General features: G+C 35.2%; 17 protein-coding genes. All 17 read right to left on the bottom strand.

From position 1 onward, the window contains the following. Positions 1-82: 82 nt before the first annotated feature. The 17 genes from galU to ACE025_RS05750 all read right to left on the bottom strand — a co-directional run bounded on the left by galU (position 83) and on the right by ACE025_RS05750 (position 21,247). Entirely contained in the window at positions 83-979 is an 897-nt protein-coding gene (gene galU, locus ACE025_RS05830; RefSeq protein ID WP_350469867.1) for a UTP--glucose-1-phosphate uridylyltransferase GalU, read from the bottom strand. Between the two features lie 487 nt (positions 980-1,466). Further along, complete coding sequence (locus ACE025_RS05825; RefSeq protein WP_485938386.1) at positions 1,467-2,234, bottom strand: tyrosine-protein phosphatase; 768 nt, start codon at positions 2,232-2,234, stop codon at positions 1,467-1,469. A gap of 159 nt (positions 2,235-2,393) precedes the next feature. Next, positions 2,394-4,748 (bottom strand): phosphoketolase family protein, encoded by a 2,355-nt coding sequence (locus ACE025_RS05820; RefSeq protein ID WP_485938514.1) that lies wholly within the window; start codon positions 4,746-4,748, stop codon positions 2,394-2,396. A gap of 173 nt (positions 4,749-4,921) precedes the next feature. Then, positions 4,922-5,989 (bottom strand): glycosyltransferase, encoded by a 1,068-nt coding sequence (locus tag ACE025_RS05815; RefSeq protein WP_485938384.1) that lies wholly within the window; start codon positions 5,987-5,989, stop codon positions 4,922-4,924. Positions 5,990-6,109: 120 nt separating this feature from the next. After that, positions 6,110-7,021: an LCP family glycopolymer transferase gene (locus ACE025_RS05810; RefSeq protein WP_485938382.1), complete on the bottom strand. Its 912-nt coding sequence runs from the start codon at positions 7,019-7,021 to the stop codon at positions 6,110-6,112. Positions 7,022-7,203: 182 nt separating this feature from the next. Continuing rightward, a complete protein-coding gene (wecB, locus tag ACE025_RS05805) occupies positions 7,204-8,349 on the bottom strand; it encodes a non-hydrolyzing UDP-N-acetylglucosamine 2-epimerase (protein WP_485938380.1) in 1,146 nt (381 codons plus the stop codon). A 102-nt stretch (positions 8,350-8,451) separates the two neighbouring features. After that, positions 8,452-10,287: a glucosaminidase domain-containing protein gene (locus ACE025_RS05800; protein WP_485938378.1), complete on the bottom strand. Its 1,836-nt coding sequence runs from the start codon at positions 10,285-10,287 to the stop codon at positions 8,452-8,454. 77 nt (positions 10,288-10,364) lie between these two features. Further along, positions 10,365-11,207, bottom strand: a complete 843-nt coding sequence (gene rfbD, locus ACE025_RS05795) for a dTDP-4-dehydrorhamnose reductase (RefSeq protein WP_485938376.1) — start codon at positions 11,205-11,207, stop codon at positions 10,365-10,367. A gap of 64 nt (positions 11,208-11,271) precedes the next feature. Next, positions 11,272-12,300: a dTDP-glucose 4,6-dehydratase gene (gene rfbB, locus ACE025_RS05790; RefSeq protein WP_485938374.1), complete on the bottom strand. Its 1,029-nt coding sequence runs from the start codon at positions 12,298-12,300 to the stop codon at positions 11,272-11,274. A 20-nt stretch (positions 12,301-12,320) separates the two neighbouring features. Next, positions 12,321-12,902 (bottom strand): dTDP-4-dehydrorhamnose 3,5-epimerase, encoded by a 582-nt coding sequence (gene rfbC / locus ACE025_RS05785; protein WP_485938372.1) that lies wholly within the window; start codon positions 12,900-12,902, stop codon positions 12,321-12,323. Continuing rightward, positions 12,902-13,774 carry a glucose-1-phosphate thymidylyltransferase RfbA gene (gene rfbA, locus ACE025_RS05780; protein WP_485938370.1) on the bottom strand — a complete coding sequence of 291 codons (873 nt, stop codon included), beginning with the start codon at positions 13,772-13,774 and terminating at the stop codon, positions 12,902-12,904. The genes rfbC and rfbA overlap by 1 nt, the downstream gene beginning before the upstream one ends. 280 nt (positions 13,775-14,054) lie before the next feature. Beyond that, on the bottom strand, positions 14,055-16,613 hold the full coding sequence (locus tag ACE025_RS05775) for an N-acetylmuramoyl-L-alanine amidase (RefSeq protein WP_485938368.1): 2,559 nt from the start codon (positions 16,611-16,613) through the stop codon (positions 14,055-14,057). Positions 16,614-17,233: 620 nt separating this feature from the next. Continuing rightward, a complete protein-coding gene (locus tag ACE025_RS05770; protein WP_485938366.1) occupies positions 17,234-17,614 on the bottom strand; it encodes a hypothetical protein in 381 nt (126 codons plus the stop codon). A 72-nt stretch (positions 17,615-17,686) separates the two neighbouring features. Further along, complete coding sequence (locus tag ACE025_RS05765) at positions 17,687-18,019, bottom strand: DUF2304 domain-containing protein (RefSeq protein ID WP_485938364.1); 333 nt, start codon at positions 18,017-18,019, stop codon at positions 17,687-17,689. Between the two features lie 24 nt (positions 18,020-18,043). After that, positions 18,044-18,739 carry a glycosyltransferase family 2 protein gene (locus ACE025_RS05760; protein WP_485938362.1) on the bottom strand — a complete coding sequence of 232 codons (696 nt, stop codon included), beginning with the start codon at positions 18,737-18,739 and terminating at the stop codon, positions 18,044-18,046. Positions 18,740-18,859: 120 nt separating this feature from the next. Next, positions 18,860-19,636, bottom strand: a complete 777-nt coding sequence (locus ACE025_RS05755; protein ID WP_485938360.1) for a glycosyltransferase family 2 protein — start codon at positions 19,634-19,636, stop codon at positions 18,860-18,862. A gap of 93 nt (positions 19,637-19,729) precedes the next feature. Continuing rightward, complete coding sequence (locus ACE025_RS05750; protein WP_485938358.1) at positions 19,730-21,247, bottom strand: DUF2142 domain-containing protein; 1,518 nt, start codon at positions 21,245-21,247, stop codon at positions 19,730-19,732. Positions 21,248-21,275 lie beyond the last annotated feature (28 nt).

Here is a 21,275-nt window from a genome sequence, read left to right as displayed (position 1 = left end):
CATAGCTGAAACCTTCCAATTGCGACAATAATATGAAAAAACAACTGCTCAAATATAAAATGAGCAACTGTTTTTTCATGTATTATTTACTTTTATTTGATTTGCCTTCTAATTCTTTTCCTAAGTCAATAATGTACTGGCTTAAAGAATCTTTTATTTCAGGATGTGTCAATCCATATTGAATACTTGTTTGCATGAATCCGAATTTGTCTCCTACATCGTAGCGTTTACCCGTAAAGACGTGCGCAAAAACACGTTGAGTCGTATTTAACTTATCAATAGCATCCGTTAATTGGATCTCATTTCCAGCACCGGGTTTTTGAGTTTCCAGTATATTGAAGATTTCCGGTGTCAGTAGGTAACGACCAATGATCGCTAAATTACTTGGAGCTTCTTCTGGTTTAGGTTTTTCAACAAAGTTGCGGACATTGTATAATTTTTTACCTACTTGTCTTTCAGGATTGATGATCCCGTATTTAGATGTTTCTTCTTTTGGCACTTCCATAACGGCAATATTTGAAGCTTTGTTTTTATTGTACTCATCGATCAATTGTTTCGTCAATGGTACGTCATCTTCCATCAAGTCATCCCCAAGCATGACCACAAACGGCTCATCTCCTACAAAAGCTTTCGCGTGCAATACAGCATCGCCAAGACCTTTTGGATAAGATTGACGGATAAAGTGCAATTTGATTTTCGTTGTTTCTTCTACTAACTTCAATAATTCCAACTTGTTTTTTTCTTTCAAATTTTCTTCCAATTCAATATTAGAATCAAAATGGTCTTCGATAGAACGTTTGCTCTTACCTGTCACCACTAAGATTTCTTCGATCCCAGAAGCGATTGCTTCTTCTACGATAAATTGGATAGTGGGTTTGTCAACGATTGGCAGCATCTCCTTTGCCATCGCTTTTGTTGCAGGTAAAAATCTTGTTCCCAACCCTGCTGCTGGTATAATCGCTTTTCTAACTTTTTTCATTTCATTCCTCCTAAGTAATAATAAATTTTCTTTGTAATTTATCCGTATTTCTTATGCACTCCTACAGTATACTAAATTTAGCTTTTTTTTCCTAGTCAGAAAAAACACCTCGAGGTTTCTATCATTTAGTCTGCACCTTATAACAATTGTTGGGAAATCCATTTAATAAAATAGATTGATTCCGAAAATGTAAACGGTTAAAATAAAAACATATATAGGAGGTTTTTAAATGATAAAAGTAACCAGTCCATTCATGCAAAAAGAAATCATCACTCTTTTAGAGAAGAATGATGATCCATCTTATACATACGTTAAAAACAAGGCATTCAATTGCAATTTGATACTACTTCTTTAAATGAAACAGAAGCTGCTGAATATGCAAAACAGCTGCTTAAAAAACAAGCTTTCGCTAAAGGTATCGCATTGAGTGTAACAGCAAATTAAGCAAAAAAGTAGAGGCGCATATGCGCCTCTACTTTTTTGTTCATTAAAATAATCCGAACAATTTGCTGCGTTTGGTTTTTGAAGGTGTCGGAGGAACAACTACATCTCCATTAATCAAGTCTTTGGTCACTTGATGGTATTGCTCTACTTTACGAGCACCATACTCTTTTTCCAACTTTTCAAAAGCTGTTTTCATATGGAAAGATCGTTTAGAAACACTATGTGCATCTGATGCAATGAAATGAACCAAGTCCGCATCAATCAATTTTTTGCTGACTTGATGAATCTCTTTTCCAAAGCCGCCTGTATAACTGGCTGCTGTCAATTGAGCTAACGCACCACGTTCAATAAACGGCAGCAGCACATTGGGATCTTTCAACACTGCATGATTACGTTCCGGATGAACGATCACCGGGGTAACGCCTGAACGCTGCAATTCAAAAAATAAAGATTCCGTATATGCCGGTATAGATGGAGTCGGAAATTCAATCAACACATACTGTTGTCCTTCATCAATAAATTGAACTTTTTCCAACTCAATATCTTCCATGAGTTCTCCATTTATCCGAACCTCTTGTCCAGGGAAAATCGTCAAAGGAATCCCTCTAGCATCCAACTCGTCTTGTACTTCTTCTACCAACGGCAAAATATCTTTTTTCTCAATATCCCAATGTCCATTTTTATAGTGAGGGGTTGCCAATATATGGGTGATTCCTTCTTCCACAGCTGTTCTGGCCATGTCCATCGAATCCTCGATCGTTTTAGCGCCATCATCAACGCCTGGCAAAATATGACAATGCAGATCAATCATTCTCTTAACACTCCTTCATGTTCTCTCAAATACCTTGTCTTTTCAGTTTATTATATCGAACTTATCCCTCAGTAGCTAGTCTCTAAATAGGAATTTAGAATAGCATCAAAAATCTCACTTTTATCTGTGAGCTTTTTGATGCTATTTCATACTAGTTGTTTATTGATTGCTCCATTTCCATTCCGTCACTTCAGGGATATCTTTTCCTTCTTCACGAATATAATCATGGTGTTTTTGCAGCAAATCATCCATCTCTTTCGTGAACCCGTCAGACTTCCATCCTAAACCAACTGAAGCAATCGATTTGGCTAAATTAAAGCGATCCATCTTATTAACGACTCGCATATCAAACGGAGTGGTCACATCACCATTTTCTCTATAGCCGTGAACCGTCAAATTTCGATTATTATGGTCAAAGAACATATTGCGAATCACCCCTTCATACCCATGGAAAGCAAATACGATTGGTGTATCCTTAGTAAAGTACTCATCAAAAGCTTTATCGCTTAATCCATGTGGAGATTTTTTCTGACTGCGCAACACCAATAGATCTACGACATTGATAAAGCGGATTTTCAATTTAGGAAAGTGTTCTCGTAAAATCGATACCGCAGCCAATCCTTCTAAATTCGGTTCAGTCCCTGCTGTAGCGACGACAACGTCTGGTTCTCCATCATCATTACTTGCCCAATCAATGATTTTTAATCCTTTTTCGACCAACTCTTCTGCTTCTTCTTTGTTGTAAAATTGAGGTCTGGGATGCTTACTGGATACGATCAAATTGATTTTTTGTGATGATCGAAAAGCTTTGTCCATTACTGCTAGTAGTGTATTGGCATCTGCTGGCAAATATTCTCGAATGTATTCCACTTTTTTCTCCGCTAAATGAGTCAATATTCCAGGATCTTGGTGAGTATATCCATTATGATCTTGTTGGAATACGGTTGAAGAAGCCATAATATTTAAAGACGGATATTTTTTCCGCCATTTTAATTCATCAGCTTTACGCAGCCATTTGAAATGTTGGGTCAACATCGAATCGATAATTCGTAAAAAACCTTCATAACTGACGAAAAAACCATGTCTTCCGGTTAAGGTATAACCTTCCAGCCAACCTTCAGCTTGGTTTTCTGACAACTGAGAATCAATCACTCGTCCGCTGGCTGCTTGGAATTCATCTTCCGGTTCTTTAACCGTCTCTAACCATTGCCGGTTGGTTACTTCAAATACTCGATTCAAACGATTAGACTTTAATTCATCTGTACTAAATGCGCGAAAATGAGTTGGATTGGCTGTAATGATGTCGCGTACATAACCTCCAAATTCCATCATGTCCTGGGCATCCTCTTGTCCAGGTACTTTGATATCTAAGGCATATTTTCCCCAATCAGGCAATGTCAACGGCTTAGGTTCGATTCCCCCATTAGTGATTGGATTTGCTGCCATTCGTTTATTGCCTTTTGGAGCCAGTTCTTTAATTTCATCCAATACTGTACCGTTGGCATCAAATAATTCTTCTGGACGGTAAGACCGCAGCCATTTCGTTAATGCATCCAAGTGATCTGTATGTTCTGCGTCGACCGGAATCGGAACTTGGTGTGAACGGAAAGATCCTTCCACCGGCTCGGAATCCCATTCGGCTGGACCCGTCCAGCCTTTTGGCGTACGAACGATCAATACCGGCCACACGCCTATTTCCGCTTCTGCAGCGTCCTTTTTCCGAGCTTTTTCTTGGATAGAATGGATTTTTTCAATCGCCGTATCCATTTTTTCTGCCAGCATAGGATGCACTTTTCCTGGATCAGATCCTTCTACAAAAATCGGATCCCACCCTAATCCTTTGAAATACTGCGTTAGTTCTTCATTTGTCTTTCTAGACAGAATAGTAGGATTGGCAATTTTGTATTCATTCAAATGCAAAATCGGAAGCACTGCCCCATCAGTCACCGGGTTGATAAAAACATTTGAAAACCAAGCAGTTGCTAGAGCACCCGTCTCAGCTTCTCCGTCTCCGATCGTAACAGCAGCAATCACATCAGGGTAGTCTAAGATTGCTCCTACTCCATGAGACAACGAATACCCCAGTTCTCCTCCTTCGTGGATAGATCCAGGCGTTTCAGGCGCTGCATGAGATCCGATTCCTCCTGGGAAAGAAAATTGCTTAAACAACTTTTGCATCCCAGCTTCATCTTGAGTGATTGCAGGGTAGATTTCGCTATAACTGCCATCTAAATAAGAATTGGATACCATTACTTGACCGCCGTGACCAGGTCCCTCAATAAAAAACATATTAAGATCATACTTATTGATGACTCTATTTAAATGAGCGTAAATCATATTTTGTCCTGGGATCGTTCCCCAATGTCCAATCGGATTAACTTTCAAATCTTTTGCTTCCATCGGAGTTCTCAAAAGCGGATTGTTTTTTAAATACAATTGCCCCACAGAAAGGTAATTAGCTGCACGCCACCAAGCATCTATTTTAGTCAAATACTCTTTTGAAGAATAATCTATAGAAAGTGTCATTATCAAGGCCCCTTTTCACTTTAATATGCTTTTACTATAATGGTTTTGCCTCAAAAGATACAATTATACGAAGCAAGAAGCAAGTAAAAAAGATTCGAGAGAACAATGATATGCTCCCTGGAATCTTTTTCATTTCTACTCATCACTTTTTCAGCATACATTTACTTCAATCCCAGCAATTCAATCATCTTATCTTGCTGATTAGTGTACTCATACAACCGCTCCATTGAAATATCTCTGACAGCACGTGTTTCTAACTGAGAAATATCCAAAGCAGCCAATTCACTTTCTTTTATTGAAATAGCCAAATTCTTCTCTTTTAACTGCTCAATATTATGAGTGTCTTCTAAAACACTCTCTCGTTCTATTAATACCAATTTTTTATTTGCTGTAATAGCTTCAGAAATCGTTCCCCAACCTGCTTTAGCGATCACTAAATCGCTAGCTGCAAGATAGTTGTGAGTATCTTGTGTGTCGGTTGGCAACTCAATAATTTGATCGCTTCCAGTGACCGTAACACCGCTCGTGGCAAATACAGTTCCATGATAATTTTCAATATGGACGTTGTCTATCGTTACCGCTTTGCCGCAAGAAATAAATATACTATGACCATACTGCTGTTTTAAATCACTGACTTTGCCCAAATTCAATTCTCGAGACAGAAATCCAATAGATTTCCTAGGACTCTTAAGACTTTCCATCGGTAAAGCCAGCGCATACTCACTAAATAAATCTAAATTGGCGTAAGCTGTTCTGAACTCTTCAATGATACCCTTTTTGATATGGAAAAATTCATACTGTTCTACCCACGTGAAATTAGACAATCCAATCGTTTGTAATTCCAGCTTTTTCCCTACTAGAGCCCCAATAGGTGTAATATCTGTTATAACACATTTAATAGACAGAGATGCTAATTGCTGTACTTCCTCTGCTACGATTTCTTTCCAACTGGCTACAAAAGAATTTAATTGTCGTTCTGTTTCTTCAGCATCGACCGCTAAACTATCTTGAACTGTTACCAATCCGATATCGGTTTGCAGATCTTTATATTTCATCCGATCAGCTACCTTATTTAAATAATTTCGAGCAAAGTGATTTTGGTAAGCACCAGAGATCAAATAGACATGATAAGATGTCTGTTTCATTATTTCTTCAATAACCGCTAAACTTCTTGTCATATGTCCAAAACCATGTGAAGACACATAAAATACTACCCATTTCTGTTCCATTTTATTCGCTCCTGTCTTAGACAATCTGATACGACCATACTAGCAAAAGGAAATAGAGAACACAAAAATTTAATGTGCACTAAAAAATCCCATGAATTCAATCATGGGATTTTCTATAACTTATTCGATTTCAAGTTGTTCTTTTAAAGCTCCAGAAACTGTTGCTAATTCACCATCATCGACAATAGCGTAGTAGATACCATCAATTTTAGTCCCAGCACCTTCTAGTTGAATTTCCTCTATGTTTGATACTGCCCCTCTGTAATTATTGAAAATAGAGAGCATATTATCAAAAGTAAGATTCGTTTGCATATTATTTTCTAACGTTCCTAAAATGCCTTGATAATTCATAATGGAAGATAAAGATGCAACTTTGTTCATTGCAGCCATAATGATTTGTCTTTGACGGGCTTGACGACCGTAGTCTCCATTAGGATCGTCGTAACGCATACGTGAGTAGGCCAAAGCCGCATTACCATCTAAAGTAGTTGTTTGTCCTTCTGCAAATGAGTATCCATCATAGTTGAAAGATAATACAGGTGTAACTTGTACGCCTTCTAATGCATCTACAATATCTTTGACTCCTTGCATATTTACTTCGACATAGTAATCAATTGGAATGTCTAGTAAATTTTGAACAGTGTTGACAGACATTGAAACTCCGCCAAATGCATAAGCATGATTAATTTTATCCATCGTTCCTCGACCAATGATTTCTGTATAAGTATCTCTTGGAATACTTACAATAGATGTTTGATTTGTATTCGGATTGACCGTTAAGACCATCATCGTATCTGATCTTCCTTGTTCCGTACGACCTAAATCTCCCGTATCTACTCCTAACACTAAGATAGAAAAGGGTTCTTTATTTTTCACTTCGATTGGGTCTTGACGACGTTCCTCTTTTTCAACGTCTTGGTAGATTTCATCTGTAGTATTTGTCACATCACTATATACTTTAAATACAAAAACACCGACTGCTATCAATAAAATCAAAAAAACAATTCCTATGCCACAGCCTAGCTTTTTCATGAAGGAAGGCTTTTTCTTTTTAGAGGGTTGTCTTCTTTGACTACGTGTATTGTTATCCATTTTTCTCCTACTTTCAACGTCTGGACGTTTTTAAATAAAAACTAATTCTTTTCTATCATACTATGTTATTTAAAAGTAATCTATATAAATTTGTGACTATTTTACAACAAATTACCTGTCTTTCAGATTAAGAAATCTTCTGGCCGTTCTTCTACTTGTTTAAACGAATAAGCTATTGCCTCAAGTATTCGTTCAGCTGACTCTCCGTCTCCATATGGATTACTTGCTAAACTCATAGTTTGATACATCTCTTCGTTCGTTAAAAGCGCTCTTAAAGAACGCTCAACCTCTTCTCCATTTGTTCCTATCAACCTTAAAGTACCCGCATCCACACCTTCAGGACGTTCTGTCGTATCACGCAATACTAAAACAGGTACACCTAGTGAAGGAGCTTCTTCCTGAACACCGCCTGAATCTGTCATGATCAAATAGCTTCGAGCAGCTATATTGTGGAAATCAATCACCCCAAGAGGAGCAATTAGATGAATTCGTTCATGGTTACCTAAAATTTCAGCCGCCAACTGCTGCACGACTGGGTTCAAATGAACAGGATAGACTACCTCGATACTTCCATCTTCTTCGACCACTTTTCGAATAGTTTTAAAAACTCGTGCCATAGGTTCGCCTTGATTTTCTCTTCTATGCATAGTCAATAAGATTAAGCGGCTGTCTTTTTTGATTCTGCTTAATACTTCGTGTGTATACTCTTCTTTCACTGTTTCTTTAAGAGCATCAATAGCCGTATTTCCTGTAATAAAAATTTTATCTGCAGGGTGATTTTCTTTTAATAAGTTTTCTTTACTTTGTTCAGTTGGAGCAAAATACAAGTCAGCTATAATATCTGTCACTTGTCTATTCATTTCTTCTGGGTAAGGAGACATCTTGTTCCATGTACGTAGTCCCGCTTCAACGTGTCCAATCATTATTTGGTTATAAAAGGCTGACATTCCAGCTGCCAAAGTTGTTGTTGTATCTCCATGAACCAATACGATGTCTGGCTTTGCTTCTTTCATGACTTGATCTAGTCCCAATAATACATTAGCTGTAATTTCAGATAGCGTTTGCCGTTTTTTCATAATATTCAAATCATAATCCGGCTTAATATCGAACAAAGCTAAAACCTGATCCAACATTTCCCGATGCTGAGCTGTCACAGTTACAAGAGACTCAAATCTCTCAGGTTGCTTTTCTAAAGCCAACACAATAGGAGCCATTTTAATAGCTTCTGGCCTCGTTCCAAATATGGACATCACTTTTATTTTCCGCAAATTTATCTACTCACTTTCATTATTATACTCTTCTTCATTCTATCCTTTTATAGAAAAAATGACCAGACTCTTTTTACTTGAGTCTAGTCATCTTATTTATAACTATTTTGTTAAGAAATATTTAGTGGTAGATCCAGGGGCTAGCGACCCTTTTTTCACAATTTTAATTTCAAAAGCCTCTAATTGTTTTGCTAATCCCGTTGTTCCCGCTTCTTGTCCGTTTTTAGCCCAATCCAGCCAACCAATATCCGCTACATGAACACGGTAGTATACATCATAAAGACCAGCTTTTGAACCCGCTAAATTAATCTTTAAAGCTTCTAATTGTTTTGCTTTTCCTGTTGTTCCACTAACTTGATTATTTTTTACTTCACTCATCCACCCATAATCTTGAACATGAGAAGTGTACTTAATCTCCAAACCGTCCACACCTTCAACCGCAATTTTAACGGCTTCCAATTGTTTGTTTTTACCTTCAGTTCCTGATAACTGTCCATTTTTTACTGTGGTTTGCCATCCCTTATCTTCCACGTGTGACGAGTATAGGACCGTAGGTATTTTTATTTTTTCTATATAAGGACGAATAGTTGGACCAGGGGCAACTTCGCCCTTTTTAACAACTTTAATTTCTATAGCTTCCAGTTGTTTGCCATAACCTACTGTTCCTGCACTTTGTCCATTCTTTGCCCAATCCAACCAACCATGATCTTCTGCATGAACACGATAATAGACATCATACAACTTAGCTTTTAATCCATTAAGTTGAATTTTGATAGCTTCCATTTGTTTAGATTGGCCTTGTGTTCCACTCAATTGATTATTGGATACCCAATTTGCCCAACCTATATTCTGAATATGAGATGAATATTCTACTCCTAAACCAGGCAAATTATCAATTTTTATCTTGATAGCTTCCATTTGTTTATTCTTTCCTACAGTACCTCCCGTAACTCCGTTGGCAACATAATTTAAAGTTCCTATGTCTTGGACATGTGTAGAGTAAGCTACACTAGGTACAGGATCGTACTGAGTTAAGTTATAACTTTTGATTATATTATTTAACTTAATGGCATATTGAGGATCTGTAGCATATCCTGCAGCTTGTAATGCAGCTGTTGCATCTTGATATGTAGCAGCATTTTGAATCCAAACATTGGTATAACGAGTCTTTTTCAAAAAATTGGCATGATCTTTAAAAGTCTCATCATATGAAGAATATTTTCTAAAGTTATCATATATAGTGATAAAATATCCACCATCTTTATAGCTCTTGTCTGGTATCCATTCTTGTGTGGGCACTTTTACATAATTACCTGTATATCCCTTTTCGGCTTTAATACCAAAGAGATTATGGTTAGGTGGCCCTGATAATGAACTTCCCCCCCAACCGGATTCTAAGATAGCTTGAGCAATAATAACAGAAGGGTATAATCCGTATATTTTACCATTTTTAACAGCTGAAGAAGCAACACTATTAATAAAAATTGTAGTATGCGGTAAAGCGCGCGCTCTCATGAACATTCCGCTTTCTTTAGTTTGCATCTCTTCTTCCATTATTTGTATTGCTGTTTCTCTATTTTTTTCTAAAGAAAAAACATCCTCTTCTGGAACATCAATATTTGTAGTTTGATCATCTTTAGCATTCTCTTCATTGATATGTGGGTCTAACTCTCCTACTTGTTTTAAATCTTTACTTTCTTCACTTGAGGATGTTTGAATTTGTTTCTCTTCCTCAACATTTAAAAAATTTTCAGTTAATTCTTCACCCGATATATCTAAATTATCAGATTCAATAAGTTCTTCCTCAGTTTTTTCGTTTTGAATTAAAACTTCTGTTTCCTCTGCAAATACTAAAGCTGGAGAAATAATTACTGAGCTCAAACTTGCAGTAGCCAATACCATTGCTAACTTTTTGTTCATTTTTTTTAAATCCTTCAATATCAAACATCCTATCACCTTTTATTTTGATTACTTATCAAATATATCATGAATGTTACTACAGAAAAGTGACAACTCTATGAAAGTTCAGTTTCTTCCAAAAAAGATCTTAAAGCTTCTTTCCATGTAGAAATGATAAACCCTGTATCTTTTGTTTTAGATAAATCTAATATGGAATGTTTAGGACGATAAGCTTTTTGCGGATACTCTTCTGAAGTGACAGGAGCCACCTCCACTGCTTCGTCTTTTAAAATCTCTGTAGCAAATTCATACCATGAACAAAGTCCATCATTTGACAAATGATAGATGCCATAATCTTGATGAGTAGTGGTTAAATGAAGCATAAACTCCGCCAAAGTACGTGTCCATGTCGGACGACCAATTTGATCACTCACTACAGTCAAACGAGAATGTGTGCGAGCAAGCCGTTGCATCGTAAAAACAAAATTGTTCCCAAACTCTCCAAAGACCCAAGAAGTTCGTACGATATAGTATTTACTACAAAGCTCTTGCACCACTTGTTCTCCAGCTAATTTAGCACGTCCGTATTCGTTTTGAGGGTTAGTTGGAGCATCTACAGGATATTCGCCTTCGTTTGTCCCATCAAATACATAATCGGTACTGATGTAAACCATCTCTGCTCCAACAGATTCAGCCGCTTTAGCCACATTTTCAGTCCCTTGTACATTGACTAAGTGATTCGCTGTTTTCCCTTCGTCTTCTGCCGCATCTACCGCCGTGTAAGCCGCACAATGGTAAATAACCGTAGGCTTCAATGCTAAGATAAATTCTCGAACAGCTGTTTCATCAGTAATATCCAACTTTTTCGAATCTGCTGCTACGTAAGCTACCTCTTTTTCATCCAATAATTTTACTAATTCAGAACCTAATTGTCCCTTTGCACCGGTTACTAAAATCATCTTGCTTCCTCCTCTATAGAAAAAGATAGGATTACTCCTATCTTTTTCACCTAATTATAAAGTTTTATTGTCCATTTTGAGCGTATTTAGCTTCTACGGCTTCTTTTTCTGCCAGCCACCAATTTTTATTTTTAGTATACCACTTTATCGTATCCGCTAATCCGTCTTGGAAATTGGTGAACTCTGGAGTCCACCCTAATTCATCTCGTAATTTCTTAGAATCAATTGCGTAACGCAAATCATGCCCCGCGCGGTCTTTCACATGATCGTATGCATCTTTAGGCTGGTCCATCAATTCCAATATCAATTCCAATACCTCTTTATTGTTTTGTTCTCCGTCTGCTCCGATCAAATAGGTTTCGCCTATTTTTCCTTTAGTTAAAATAGTCCAAACTGCCGAAGAATGATCATTTGTATGGATCCAATCTCGCACGTTCTTTCCTTCGCCATACAGTTTTGGTCGAATACCTGATAAAATATTCGTGATTTGACGTGGAATGAACTTTTCAATATGCTGATAAGGGCCATAATTATTTGAACAGTTAGACAAAGTCGCTTTTAACCCAAAAGAACGCACCCAAGCTTTGACTAATAAGTCAGATCCTGCCTTAGTAGATGAATATGGACTGGAAGGGTTATAAGGCGTCTCCGCAGTAAACTTTTCCCCGGGCCCTTCTCCATGATGAGGCAAATCTTCACGTAGAGGCAAATCCCCGTAAACTTCGTCAGTCGATACATGGTGGTAACGTACATCATATTTCCGACAAGCTTCAATCAACGTATATGTTCCCATAATATTTGTCTGGACAAACGGGAATGGATCATTCAATGAGTTGTCATTATGTGACTCTGCGGCGTAATGCACTACTGCATCGGTATCTTTCACTAGACGATCGACTAGTTCAGCATCTACGATGTCGCCTACTACCAATTCAACTTGGCTTTCTGGTAATCCAGCTAAATTTTCTTTATTCCCCGCGTAAGTTAATTTATCTAATACCGTAATATGGACATCTGGATAATACTTAGCCACATAATGAACGAAATTAGAACCAATAAATCCTGCTCCACCAGTAACAATAATCTTTTTCATTTTTTTAAATTCTCCTAATCTTAAATGCTTCCATATTCAAAAGGGTTCTCAGCTTCAAATTCTTTTAGTGTAGGATGTTTCATGTCTTTTTCAGAAGTAATAGCTTTATCAATTGAAATAGGCCAGTTAATACCCAAATCCGGATCATCGAATGCGATTCCTCCATCCGCTTCCGCATTATAGTAATTATCGCATTTATAGAGAAAGTTTACATCTGGAGTCAAGGTAACAAAGCCATGTGCGAAGCCTTTTGGCACCAGTAATTGACGATGATTGTACTCAGATAATATATAGCCTTCCCACTGACCATAAGTAGGGCTGCCTTTACGGATATCTACAATAACGTCTAATACTACTCCGGTTACTACTCGAATCAGTTTTGTTTGTGCAGCTTCGCCTTTTTGGAAATGTAATCCTCTTAAGACTCCTGGTTGAGTAGATAAGGAATGGTTATCTTGCACAAAGTCAAATTCAATTCCAACGGCTTTAAAATCTTCTTGTGAGTAGCTTTCGGTAAAGAATCCTCTGTGATCGCCGAATACTGCTGGCTCAAGTATTTTCACATCTTTTAGTTTGGTTTCTGTTATTTTAATTTTCCCCATTAGTGCACCTCGTTTGCTAATCTTAGCATATATTGACCATACTCATTTTTCTTCAGTGGTTGGGCTAATTCAATCAATTGTTCTCGGTCAATGTACCCCATGCGATAAGAAATCTCTTCTAAACAGGCCACTTTTAAATTTTGACGTTTTTCAATCGTTTCAATAAATGTTCCGGCTTCCAACAACGACTCATGAGTCCCAGTATCCAACCAAGCATACCCACGTCCCATCACTTCCACATCCAATTCTCCAGCTTCCAAGTACGCTTTATTTACATCCGTAATTTCCAGCTCTCCTCGAGGAGAAGGTTCAATACTTTTAGCAATCTCTACAACCTTATTATCATAGAAGTAAAGGCCTGTTACAGCATAATTACTCTTTGGTTTTTCCGGTTTTTCTTCAATCGAAATAGCCTTCATTTGATCATCGAATTCTACCACTCCAAAACGCTCTGGATCATGAACATGATAGCCGAAAACAGTAGCCCCTTTTTCTTTGCTTGCAGCTCTTTGCAGCATCTTAGATAATCCTCCACCATAGTAGATATTGTCTCCTAAAATGAGGCAAACTGAATCATTGCCAATAAATTCTTCTCCCAGTATAAAAGCTTGAGCTAATCCATCTGGTTTTTCTTGTACTTTGTATTCTAAATTTAACCCCAGCTCATGTCCATCTCCAAATAATTGTTCAAATCTTGGAGTATCTGTTGGAGTAGAAATAATCAATATGTCTTTGATTCCTGCCAACATCAAAATAGACATTGGATAATAAATCATTGGTTTGTCATAAATCGGCATCAATTGTTTTGAAACAGCTTTTGTAAGCGGGTATAATCTAGTTCCACTTCCTCCTGCTAAAATAATTCCTTTCATAACTTCAACTGCTCCTTTTAATTATATAATTTTTAATTTTAAACGCTTCAGTATTCATTCTATCATATTTCATTGTCTTAATAAAAATAATCTTACAATAAAGTCAAATAACTCTTAAGAATTAACTTTTATAACAAAATTTTATTTAATTGATAAATACATGTTTTTTCAACTATTTCATACTATAAAAAAGTACTTACTTGTTTGAAAAATTTCAAACAAGTAAGTACTTTTCAGATTTCTATATAAAAGTTAACTTTCTAAAAAGAATGAACCATTTTTAATCTTTGAAGTATCGGTTAATACCATTAGCTACAGCATCAGCTAAATTATTTTGATATGAATTTGTCTTTAATTTTGCAATTTCTACAGGGGAACTCATATAGCCTAGTTCAAGTAAAACTGCAGGCATTTTTGTTTCACGTAATACAGCAAACGTATTTCTTCTGATGCCACGATTTGTTGCACCTGTATTATTAATTAGTGATTTATGAATTTCTGATGCGAGATCTGCACTTTCTTTTAGTCTTATCGGATCATTGTGTAATTCTTTATTTATTTGAGGTTGATAATTCGGATCATACTCATAATAGAATGTTTCAATACCTTTAACTGAAGAATCTCTAGGCATTGCATTATGATGTACGCTTACGAAAATATCTGCCCCACTGTTATTTGCATCTATAGCTCTATCAATAAGAGTAATTCTCTTGTCTGTTGTCCGTGACATTATAACTTTGTATCCTAATTTTTCTAGTTTACTTTGAACTTTTTTTGCAACAGATAAATTTAAATCCTTTTCTTGAGCACCGTAATATGACGCGCCACTCTCATATCCCCCATGTCCGGCATCTAAATAAATTACTTTTTTTTCTTTAAAAGCAACATCTTCATCTACTGATACTCCGGTATTTTTCTTAACCAATTTGATTTGAATAGCTTCTATTCGTTTAGACATTCCTTGAGAACCAGAATTCATTCCATTCTTTGCCCATCCTAACCAACCGTAATCTTCTATATGAGTACGGTAATAAATATCATAAAATCTTGATAGAGTACCAGATAATTTAATATTTATAGCTTCTATTTGCTTTTGGTTACCAACAGTACCAGCCAAAGAACCATTAGTGACAGTTTTTTGCCAACCATGATCTTCCACATGTGCCTGATAGGAGATATTTCCATCGTATGGGGAATTTTCTAACGACATCTTAATAGCTTCCATTTGTTTTTGTTGTCCGGTAGTTCCACTTACAGCTCCATTTTTTACATCTACTAACCAACCCTTATCTTCTACATGAGAAGTATATTTAATAGATGGTGGTGTGAATTTTACAAATGATGCTTCTTTAGAATCACCTACTTGAGTTCCTTTGGTTACAATCTTTATCTCAATAGCTTCTGCAGGAAGGTTATAACCTTCTAATCCAGCCGAATTTCCATTTTTTGCCCAACCTAACCATCCAAATTCTGCTGAGTGTATTCGGTAATAAATGTCATAGTATTTTGCATTGCTTCCAGTAAGCTGAACTTTGATAGCTTCAATTTGTTTTGATTTTCCAGTTGTTCCTGATAACTGTCCATTGCTTACCCAGTTCATCCAACCATAATCTTCTACATGAGTAGAATACTCTACTCCAAGTTCCGGAACTTTATCTACGCGAATTTTCAAAGCCTCTAGACTTTTGCTCTTGCCTGTTGTGCCTGCTGTAGTACCATCTTTAGCTGTTGGATTCCAACCGTAGTCTTGTACGTGAGCATCATAGCTTATAGAAGGATTGATTGTCGGTTTTGGCTGACCTTCAATATAAGGTTTCTCAGTAGGGCCAGGAGCTTTTAATCCCTTTTCTTGTAACACGATTTCAACAGCTTCTATGTGCTTGAGCAACCCAACTGTTCCTGCATTTCCACCATTTTTCGTCCAATGAAGCCATCCATAATCTTCTGAATGTACACGATAGAAAACATCATACTTTTCTGCCTCTGCACCTGTCAATCTAATTTTAAGAGCTTCCATTTGCTTAGATTGTCCAACAGTTCCTGATATTTCGTTATTGTTGATCCAATCCATCCACCCAATATCTTGAACATGGCTAGAATATTCGATATTTAAATTTTCCATACCTGTAAGATTTATTTTCAAAGCTTCCATTTGTTTATTTAAGCCGGTAGTTCCACTCGTCTCTCCTGATTTAACTTCTTTCATCCAACCTTTATCTTGGATATGTGAAGAGTAAGTTAAAATAGGCATTGTGCTCGATTTTTTCATACTGAATGTCGACGGAGCTTCAGATTCATCCGCCAGTAATTCAACGGCACTTTTTTCGATCCAACCTAAAATATCTTCATCTATAGAAATTAAGAGCCATGTAGTTGCGTAAACTTCTCTTTCTTTTAGGACAGTTAATGATTGATACAAAAGTTTTTCTGGCATCTCTTTTTTATTCGTTTCGTCCATCATATTACTTTCTGGGTAAATATAGTAATCTTTGTTTATTACTTGTACATTATAATGTACGTCTCTTTCAACTATTTCTTTTCCCCTATCTTCCTGATTTGGAAGATTCTCTTCTACATCATTGGAAGATTCTTCTGAAATTTCTTCTTCGGAAAGTGACTCTAAAGATTCCACTTCAGTTATCTTTTCATCAATTGTCTCGCTATGTATATTGGATGCACTTTCTTCAAGATTCTGGCTATCTTGAACTGATGAATTGATGAAAGAATTATGAGCATCTTTATCACTCTCATTTGCAAAAACTATAGACGTTGGTAATAAGTTTATAGATAGAATTGATATCATCATTACCACTACAACTTTTTGTAATCTTCTACTCATTATACTCCTCCTTTATTTTGTGAAACAACTTCCTTATATCATTTTTAAAGTTAAAAAATTTAATTACTCGCATGTGATAATTTATAAATATTAGAAAAACATGTAATAAGCAGCTAGTTAGTTTCTTATACAATATCTTTGTTTAATTAAAATTCCAGCTTTTGCTTTTTTTAACTGAAATTCATAATTACTACTCCAGCAATTATAAGTATAGTTCCTATAATCGTAGCTTTTGTTATAGTTTCTTTAAGTATAAAGTAAGAGCCTACCAAAATAGCTAAGTTTGTTGCCGCTACCCCTAACGGGACAATATAACTTATTTCTGCCGATATTGAAATGATATACATCCACAAAACAAAACTCAATAAGTAAAAGGAAATGCCCAATAGGCTCAATAAAGAGATTTGCATTGAAAATAAAGACTTGGTTAAGCTCATAGTTAACTTTTTAGATCCTAGTTTGACTAAAATCAGACCCGAGGTTTGTAGTATTACATATATGAAAAATAAAAGCATAGTAGGTCTCCTTATCTTTTCTACTTTAATATTTAGCACTCAACACTTGTTAAAGTAGAATACTTCATGTATTTCTTGTTTGAGCTAGTTATACAATTAACTTTTTTAGCTATTTTTATCTGATAAAAAACTTTTCTTCTTTAATTTGATATTCATTACGACTACCCCTGCAATAATAAGCATAGTACCAACGATTGTGTAAATAGATATCGTTTCATTAAGTATAAAGTAGGAACCTGCTAAAATAGCAAGATTTGTTACCGCTACACCTAAAGGAACAATATAACTTATTTTTGCTGATGTTGAGATAATATACATCCACAACAAGAAACTACATAAGTAGCAAAACAATCCTAACAAACTTAGTAAAGGAATTTGCATAGTAAGCAATGAAGTAGTTAAACTCAGTAGTAAATTTTCGGATCCTAGTTTAACCAAAATCAGACCTGAAGTTGATAATATTACATATACGAAAAATAAAACCATACTATGTCTCCTCGTCTTTTACAATTTCTATAATCTATCTCTAATTAAATTATTACAACAATGAGAGTCTTATTATTTTCTTTTTTCTTCTAATGCTATTTTCTGAATTAAATGGGTTAGTTGTTCTTCCAATTTTGATAATTTTAACGTTGTATTGAATTCTTTTAAAAGTAAAACAAAAATTATAATCAAAAACAAAAGATTCGCTGGAGACTGTACACCTATTATTCTTGCAGTAAAAATAATAATATTAGGAAACACACTTATTATTACTAAAACAAGTGAAAAAATTATCCAAAAAAGAGAATACTGTATTTCTACTTTTCCATTTCTTACTTGTTTTGCAAAATAATATGTTGTAAATACAGCTCCGATAAACAATATTATTCTAAGTCCGATTGTCATTCTTATCCACTCTCTTATCCATTATTAGTTTATTTGTCTTTTATCACGAAACGGTTGAAGTATCATTATAGATATTGCCATTCTTACCATGTATTTTATACTTCTAGAAAAGTTTAAGTAACTTTCTCCAGCTGTACGGTCCTCCATAGTAACTTGTGTTTCGGAAACTTTCGCTCCTCTTCTGATCAAATAACTTATTGTATCAGGTTCAGGAGTCATATTTAGATTTGTAGCGTATTCGTGGATCATTTTTTTATCGAATAATCTCATTCCACTTGTCGGATCATTTATTTTTTTTCTTGTCATTATTCTTATAGCCGTTGAAATTAAAAAACTTCCAGCCATACGAGATGTGAAGGGTTTTTTTTCAGTTACAAATCGGCTGCCGATTACTATATTAAATCCCTTTTCTAGTTCTGCAACCATGCTAGGGATATACTCTGAAAGGTGTTGCCCATCAGCATCGAACTGAATTACTCCATCATAATTATGTTCTTTTGCATATTTCATACCTGTTGAAAATGCACCACTCAATCCAAGGTTTACAGGGAGATCAATTAAGGGTGCATCTTTTTCTCTACATACTTTAACTGTAGCATCCGCACTTCCATCATTAATTACTACATAATCGTATTGAGGCAAATTTTTCTCCAAGTCTTCTAAAACAGGAATAATGCTCTCCTCTTCATTATAAGCTGGTATAACTATTAGTATCTTCATTTCTTCCTCCTGCATACTTCTGCATATAGAATCAAGTATCTGACGAACTTAGTTCTATATGCAAGATATGTTTATTTAAAGATATTGAGCAATAAATATTCGATTTCAACTATATAAACATCAGTTTGTTTCTTGACTTTTTATATAAAATTTCATTAAGATATTGACAATAAAATTTGGCCAATATTTCTGAAACATTTCTCTATCTTCTAGAGTTCGCTTATTATTTTGAATAGCGTTACTGGTTTCAGATTCCCCGTGTATGCGATGATACATCAATGGTTCATCTGAATATAGAAACGATCCGTCTAGCTTACCAATTCTGTACCAAGCTTCCCAGTCTAAGTTCGAAGAAAATTTAGTGTCAAACTGGAACCCTTTTAAACGCTCCATATTGTAAGTCACCGCTGGACAGCAAATACTATTTCCTAATGACAAGGATCGGTTTCTTATGAATTTGTTATTTGGAAATCTTTTAATTGGTGCTAATGCAATTCGTTTAATCTTTAAATTTCTTGTTCTTTCTAAAAGAATATCGTTTTTCATTTCTAGATAATCAGTAAAAGCTATTAAGGCATCTGGATCGGAATTAAACATGTCTAAACAAGTCTCTAAATATTTTGGTGTATAAACATCGTCTTGATGAGCCAAAGTAACGTATTTTGTGGTAGCTAAATCTAACCCTGCATTCCAATCAATACCAATACCAGCAACCTCATGAGTTGCGAGTTGTAAATTATATTTGTTAGCAATGTCTTCAATATGCTGATTAGGTGTAGCAGTAGAAATAATTATACTACTTTTTACTGTTTGTTCTAATAATGACTCTACGCACTTTTCTAAAAAAGGCGATTCTTTGTAAGCACAAATAACGAATGTATGGTTATTAACTTGCACAGTTATGTTCCTCCTAGTCGTACTTGAAACGATTATAATAAAGTTGTTTGTCAATTGAATAACTAATATAACACCTTATATTATTCAATATTTTTAATAATATGTGCCTAGTCTGGACGCTATAGACCAAATTAGTAAAAAGATACCTATATAAATCAGTATATTTTTATTATCTTCTTCTTCACTATATCCAAATGATTTAGAAAAGTTTGCGAAAATAGGCGCAGCTAATAAAATTCCAAAGAAATAGCGTCCTTGTACTCCAGTAATAATTTCAGATCCTACAGAGTCCCATGTAAGATACATAGACATGTAAATCAGCGCTGTCGTAGTCAACGCTATTATAGCGACCCCAAGCTTAGTAATAGGAGCAATCTTGTCATATTTTGGAATAGGATAAGTTAGCGGAAGTACTAATAAAGATAAATTTACTAAAGCTAATTCTGGTGCGTGTTGATTATCCCAAGCAAAATTAGATAACTGATTATATTTATTGATGGTTCCAATAATATTAGTTAACAGTAATTTGAAAAATGATACTGGATCTTTTGATATATGAATAATTTGTTTGATCATATCTACGTTAGGATCAGGTACATTTCCAATTATTTTTGAATATGATAATATCCAAAATATTCCACAGATAATAACAATGAACATACCTAAAAAAGCAGATATGAATGTCTTAGTTTTGCTAAACTTTTCTTTAGGAATAAAGATCAGTAGACCGGCTAAAGTAATGTACGGAAGTTTCGTAAGTGCCATTAGTATACATAAAAAACTATATACAATGATGTCCTTTAAGTAAATTTCTTTTTCTTTTCTTTGCAAGAGATTAACAAAATAAGCAAAGATTATTAACAGTAGTCCATAGCTAAAGGCATCTTGATTAAAGGAAGAACTAATATAGATTACCATAGGCTGCAGTGCAAAGAAAGCAAAGATTTTATTCCATTTCTGAGACACTTTAACAGCTATACTAGCACAAAGTGCAAAAAAGAGAACATTGAATATTCTTCCTAAATAAAACATTACACCTAGATTGCCATTGGAAACTATTTTTCCTACTAAAAGACCAAGAGAGCTGGGGATATAACTTACAAATGCATACGCATTTGTGATAGGTACTCTAAACTCATAGCTCTTGTTTTCAGAATGTTCATACTCCCATAATCTCGTTTCAAAGAAATTGGGTAAAACTTTGTCATGTCGAGTCAAATATTCTGAAGTATCTACTAATGTTTTGATATCATCAGAAACTATTTGCTGTTCTTTATCATTCGTCAGTCCCAAGTGACCTTCTGTTATATACGAAGCTCTAGTGTAGTGAGCAGGCTCATCCCATACTTCAAAAACAGGTGACAGTATGGAGAACATTATACCAAAAGTAGATATAATGACAAAAACTGTTTGATAAATCTTTTTTCTAGAGATTAACAATAAACCTGTGACTATTAAAGATAATAAGCCAACTTTTGTAATTGAAAAATAATTAAAAGACACTTCAAAACCTATTAATATGATTATCTCTAATATAAAAAATAAAATCACTTTTTTTTCTGAATAAAATTTTTCTAAAAAAGAGTCATAGTTTTTCTTGACCAAATTCATTTAATTTACTCCTAATCTTATTAATAAT

It is taken from the genome of Desemzia sp. AGC72 (assembly GCF_057334175.1).
This window is presented reverse-complemented; position numbering and strand designations above follow the sequence as displayed.

Bases quoted from the DNA above. Each gene is read 5' to 3' on its own strand.
- ACE025_RS05765 (WP_485938364.1), bottom strand. From the start codon at position 18,019: ATGACAATCGGACTTAGAATAATATTGTTTATCGGAGCTGTATTTACA.
- ACE025_RS05750 (WP_485938358.1), bottom strand. From the start codon at position 21,247: ATGAATTTGGTCAAGAAAAACTATGACTCTTTTTTAGAAAAATTTTAT.
- rfbA (WP_485938370.1), bottom strand. From the start codon at position 13,774: ATGAAAGGAATTATTTTAGCAGGAGGAAGTGGAACTAGATTATACCCG.
- rfbB (WP_485938374.1), bottom strand. From the start codon at position 12,300: ATGAAAAAGATTATTGTTACTGGTGGAGCAGGATTTATTGGTTCTAAT.
- rfbC (WP_485938372.1), bottom strand. From the start codon at position 12,902: ATGGGGAAAATTAAAATAACAGAAACCAAACTAAAAGATGTGAAAATA.
- ACE025_RS05810 (WP_485938382.1), bottom strand. From the start codon at position 7,021: ATGAAAAAGCTAGGCTGTGGCATAGGAATTGTTTTTTTGATTTTATTG.
- ACE025_RS05825 (WP_485938386.1), bottom strand. From the start codon at position 2,234: ATGATTGATCTGCATTGTCATATTTTGCCAGGCGTTGATGATGGCGCT.
- galU (WP_350469867.1), bottom strand. From the start codon at position 979: ATGAAAAAAGTTAGAAAAGCGATTATACCAGCAGCAGGGTTGGGAACA.
- ACE025_RS05770 (WP_485938366.1), bottom strand. From the start codon at position 17,614: ATGGTTTTATTTTTCGTATATGTAATATTATCAACTTCAGGTCTGATT.
- ACE025_RS05760 (WP_485938362.1), bottom strand. From the start codon at position 18,739: ATGAAGATACTAATAGTTATACCAGCTTATAATGAAGAGGAGAGCATT.
- ACE025_RS05775 (WP_485938368.1), bottom strand. From the start codon at position 16,613: ATGAGTAGAAGATTACAAAAAGTTGTAGTGGTAATGATGATATCAATT.
- rfbD (WP_485938376.1), bottom strand. From the start codon at position 11,207: ATGATTTTAGTAACCGGTGCAAAGGGACAATTAGGTTCTGAATTAGTA.
- ACE025_RS05815 (WP_485938384.1), bottom strand. From the start codon at position 5,989: ATGGAACAGAAATGGGTAGTATTTTATGTGTCTTCACATGGTTTTGGA.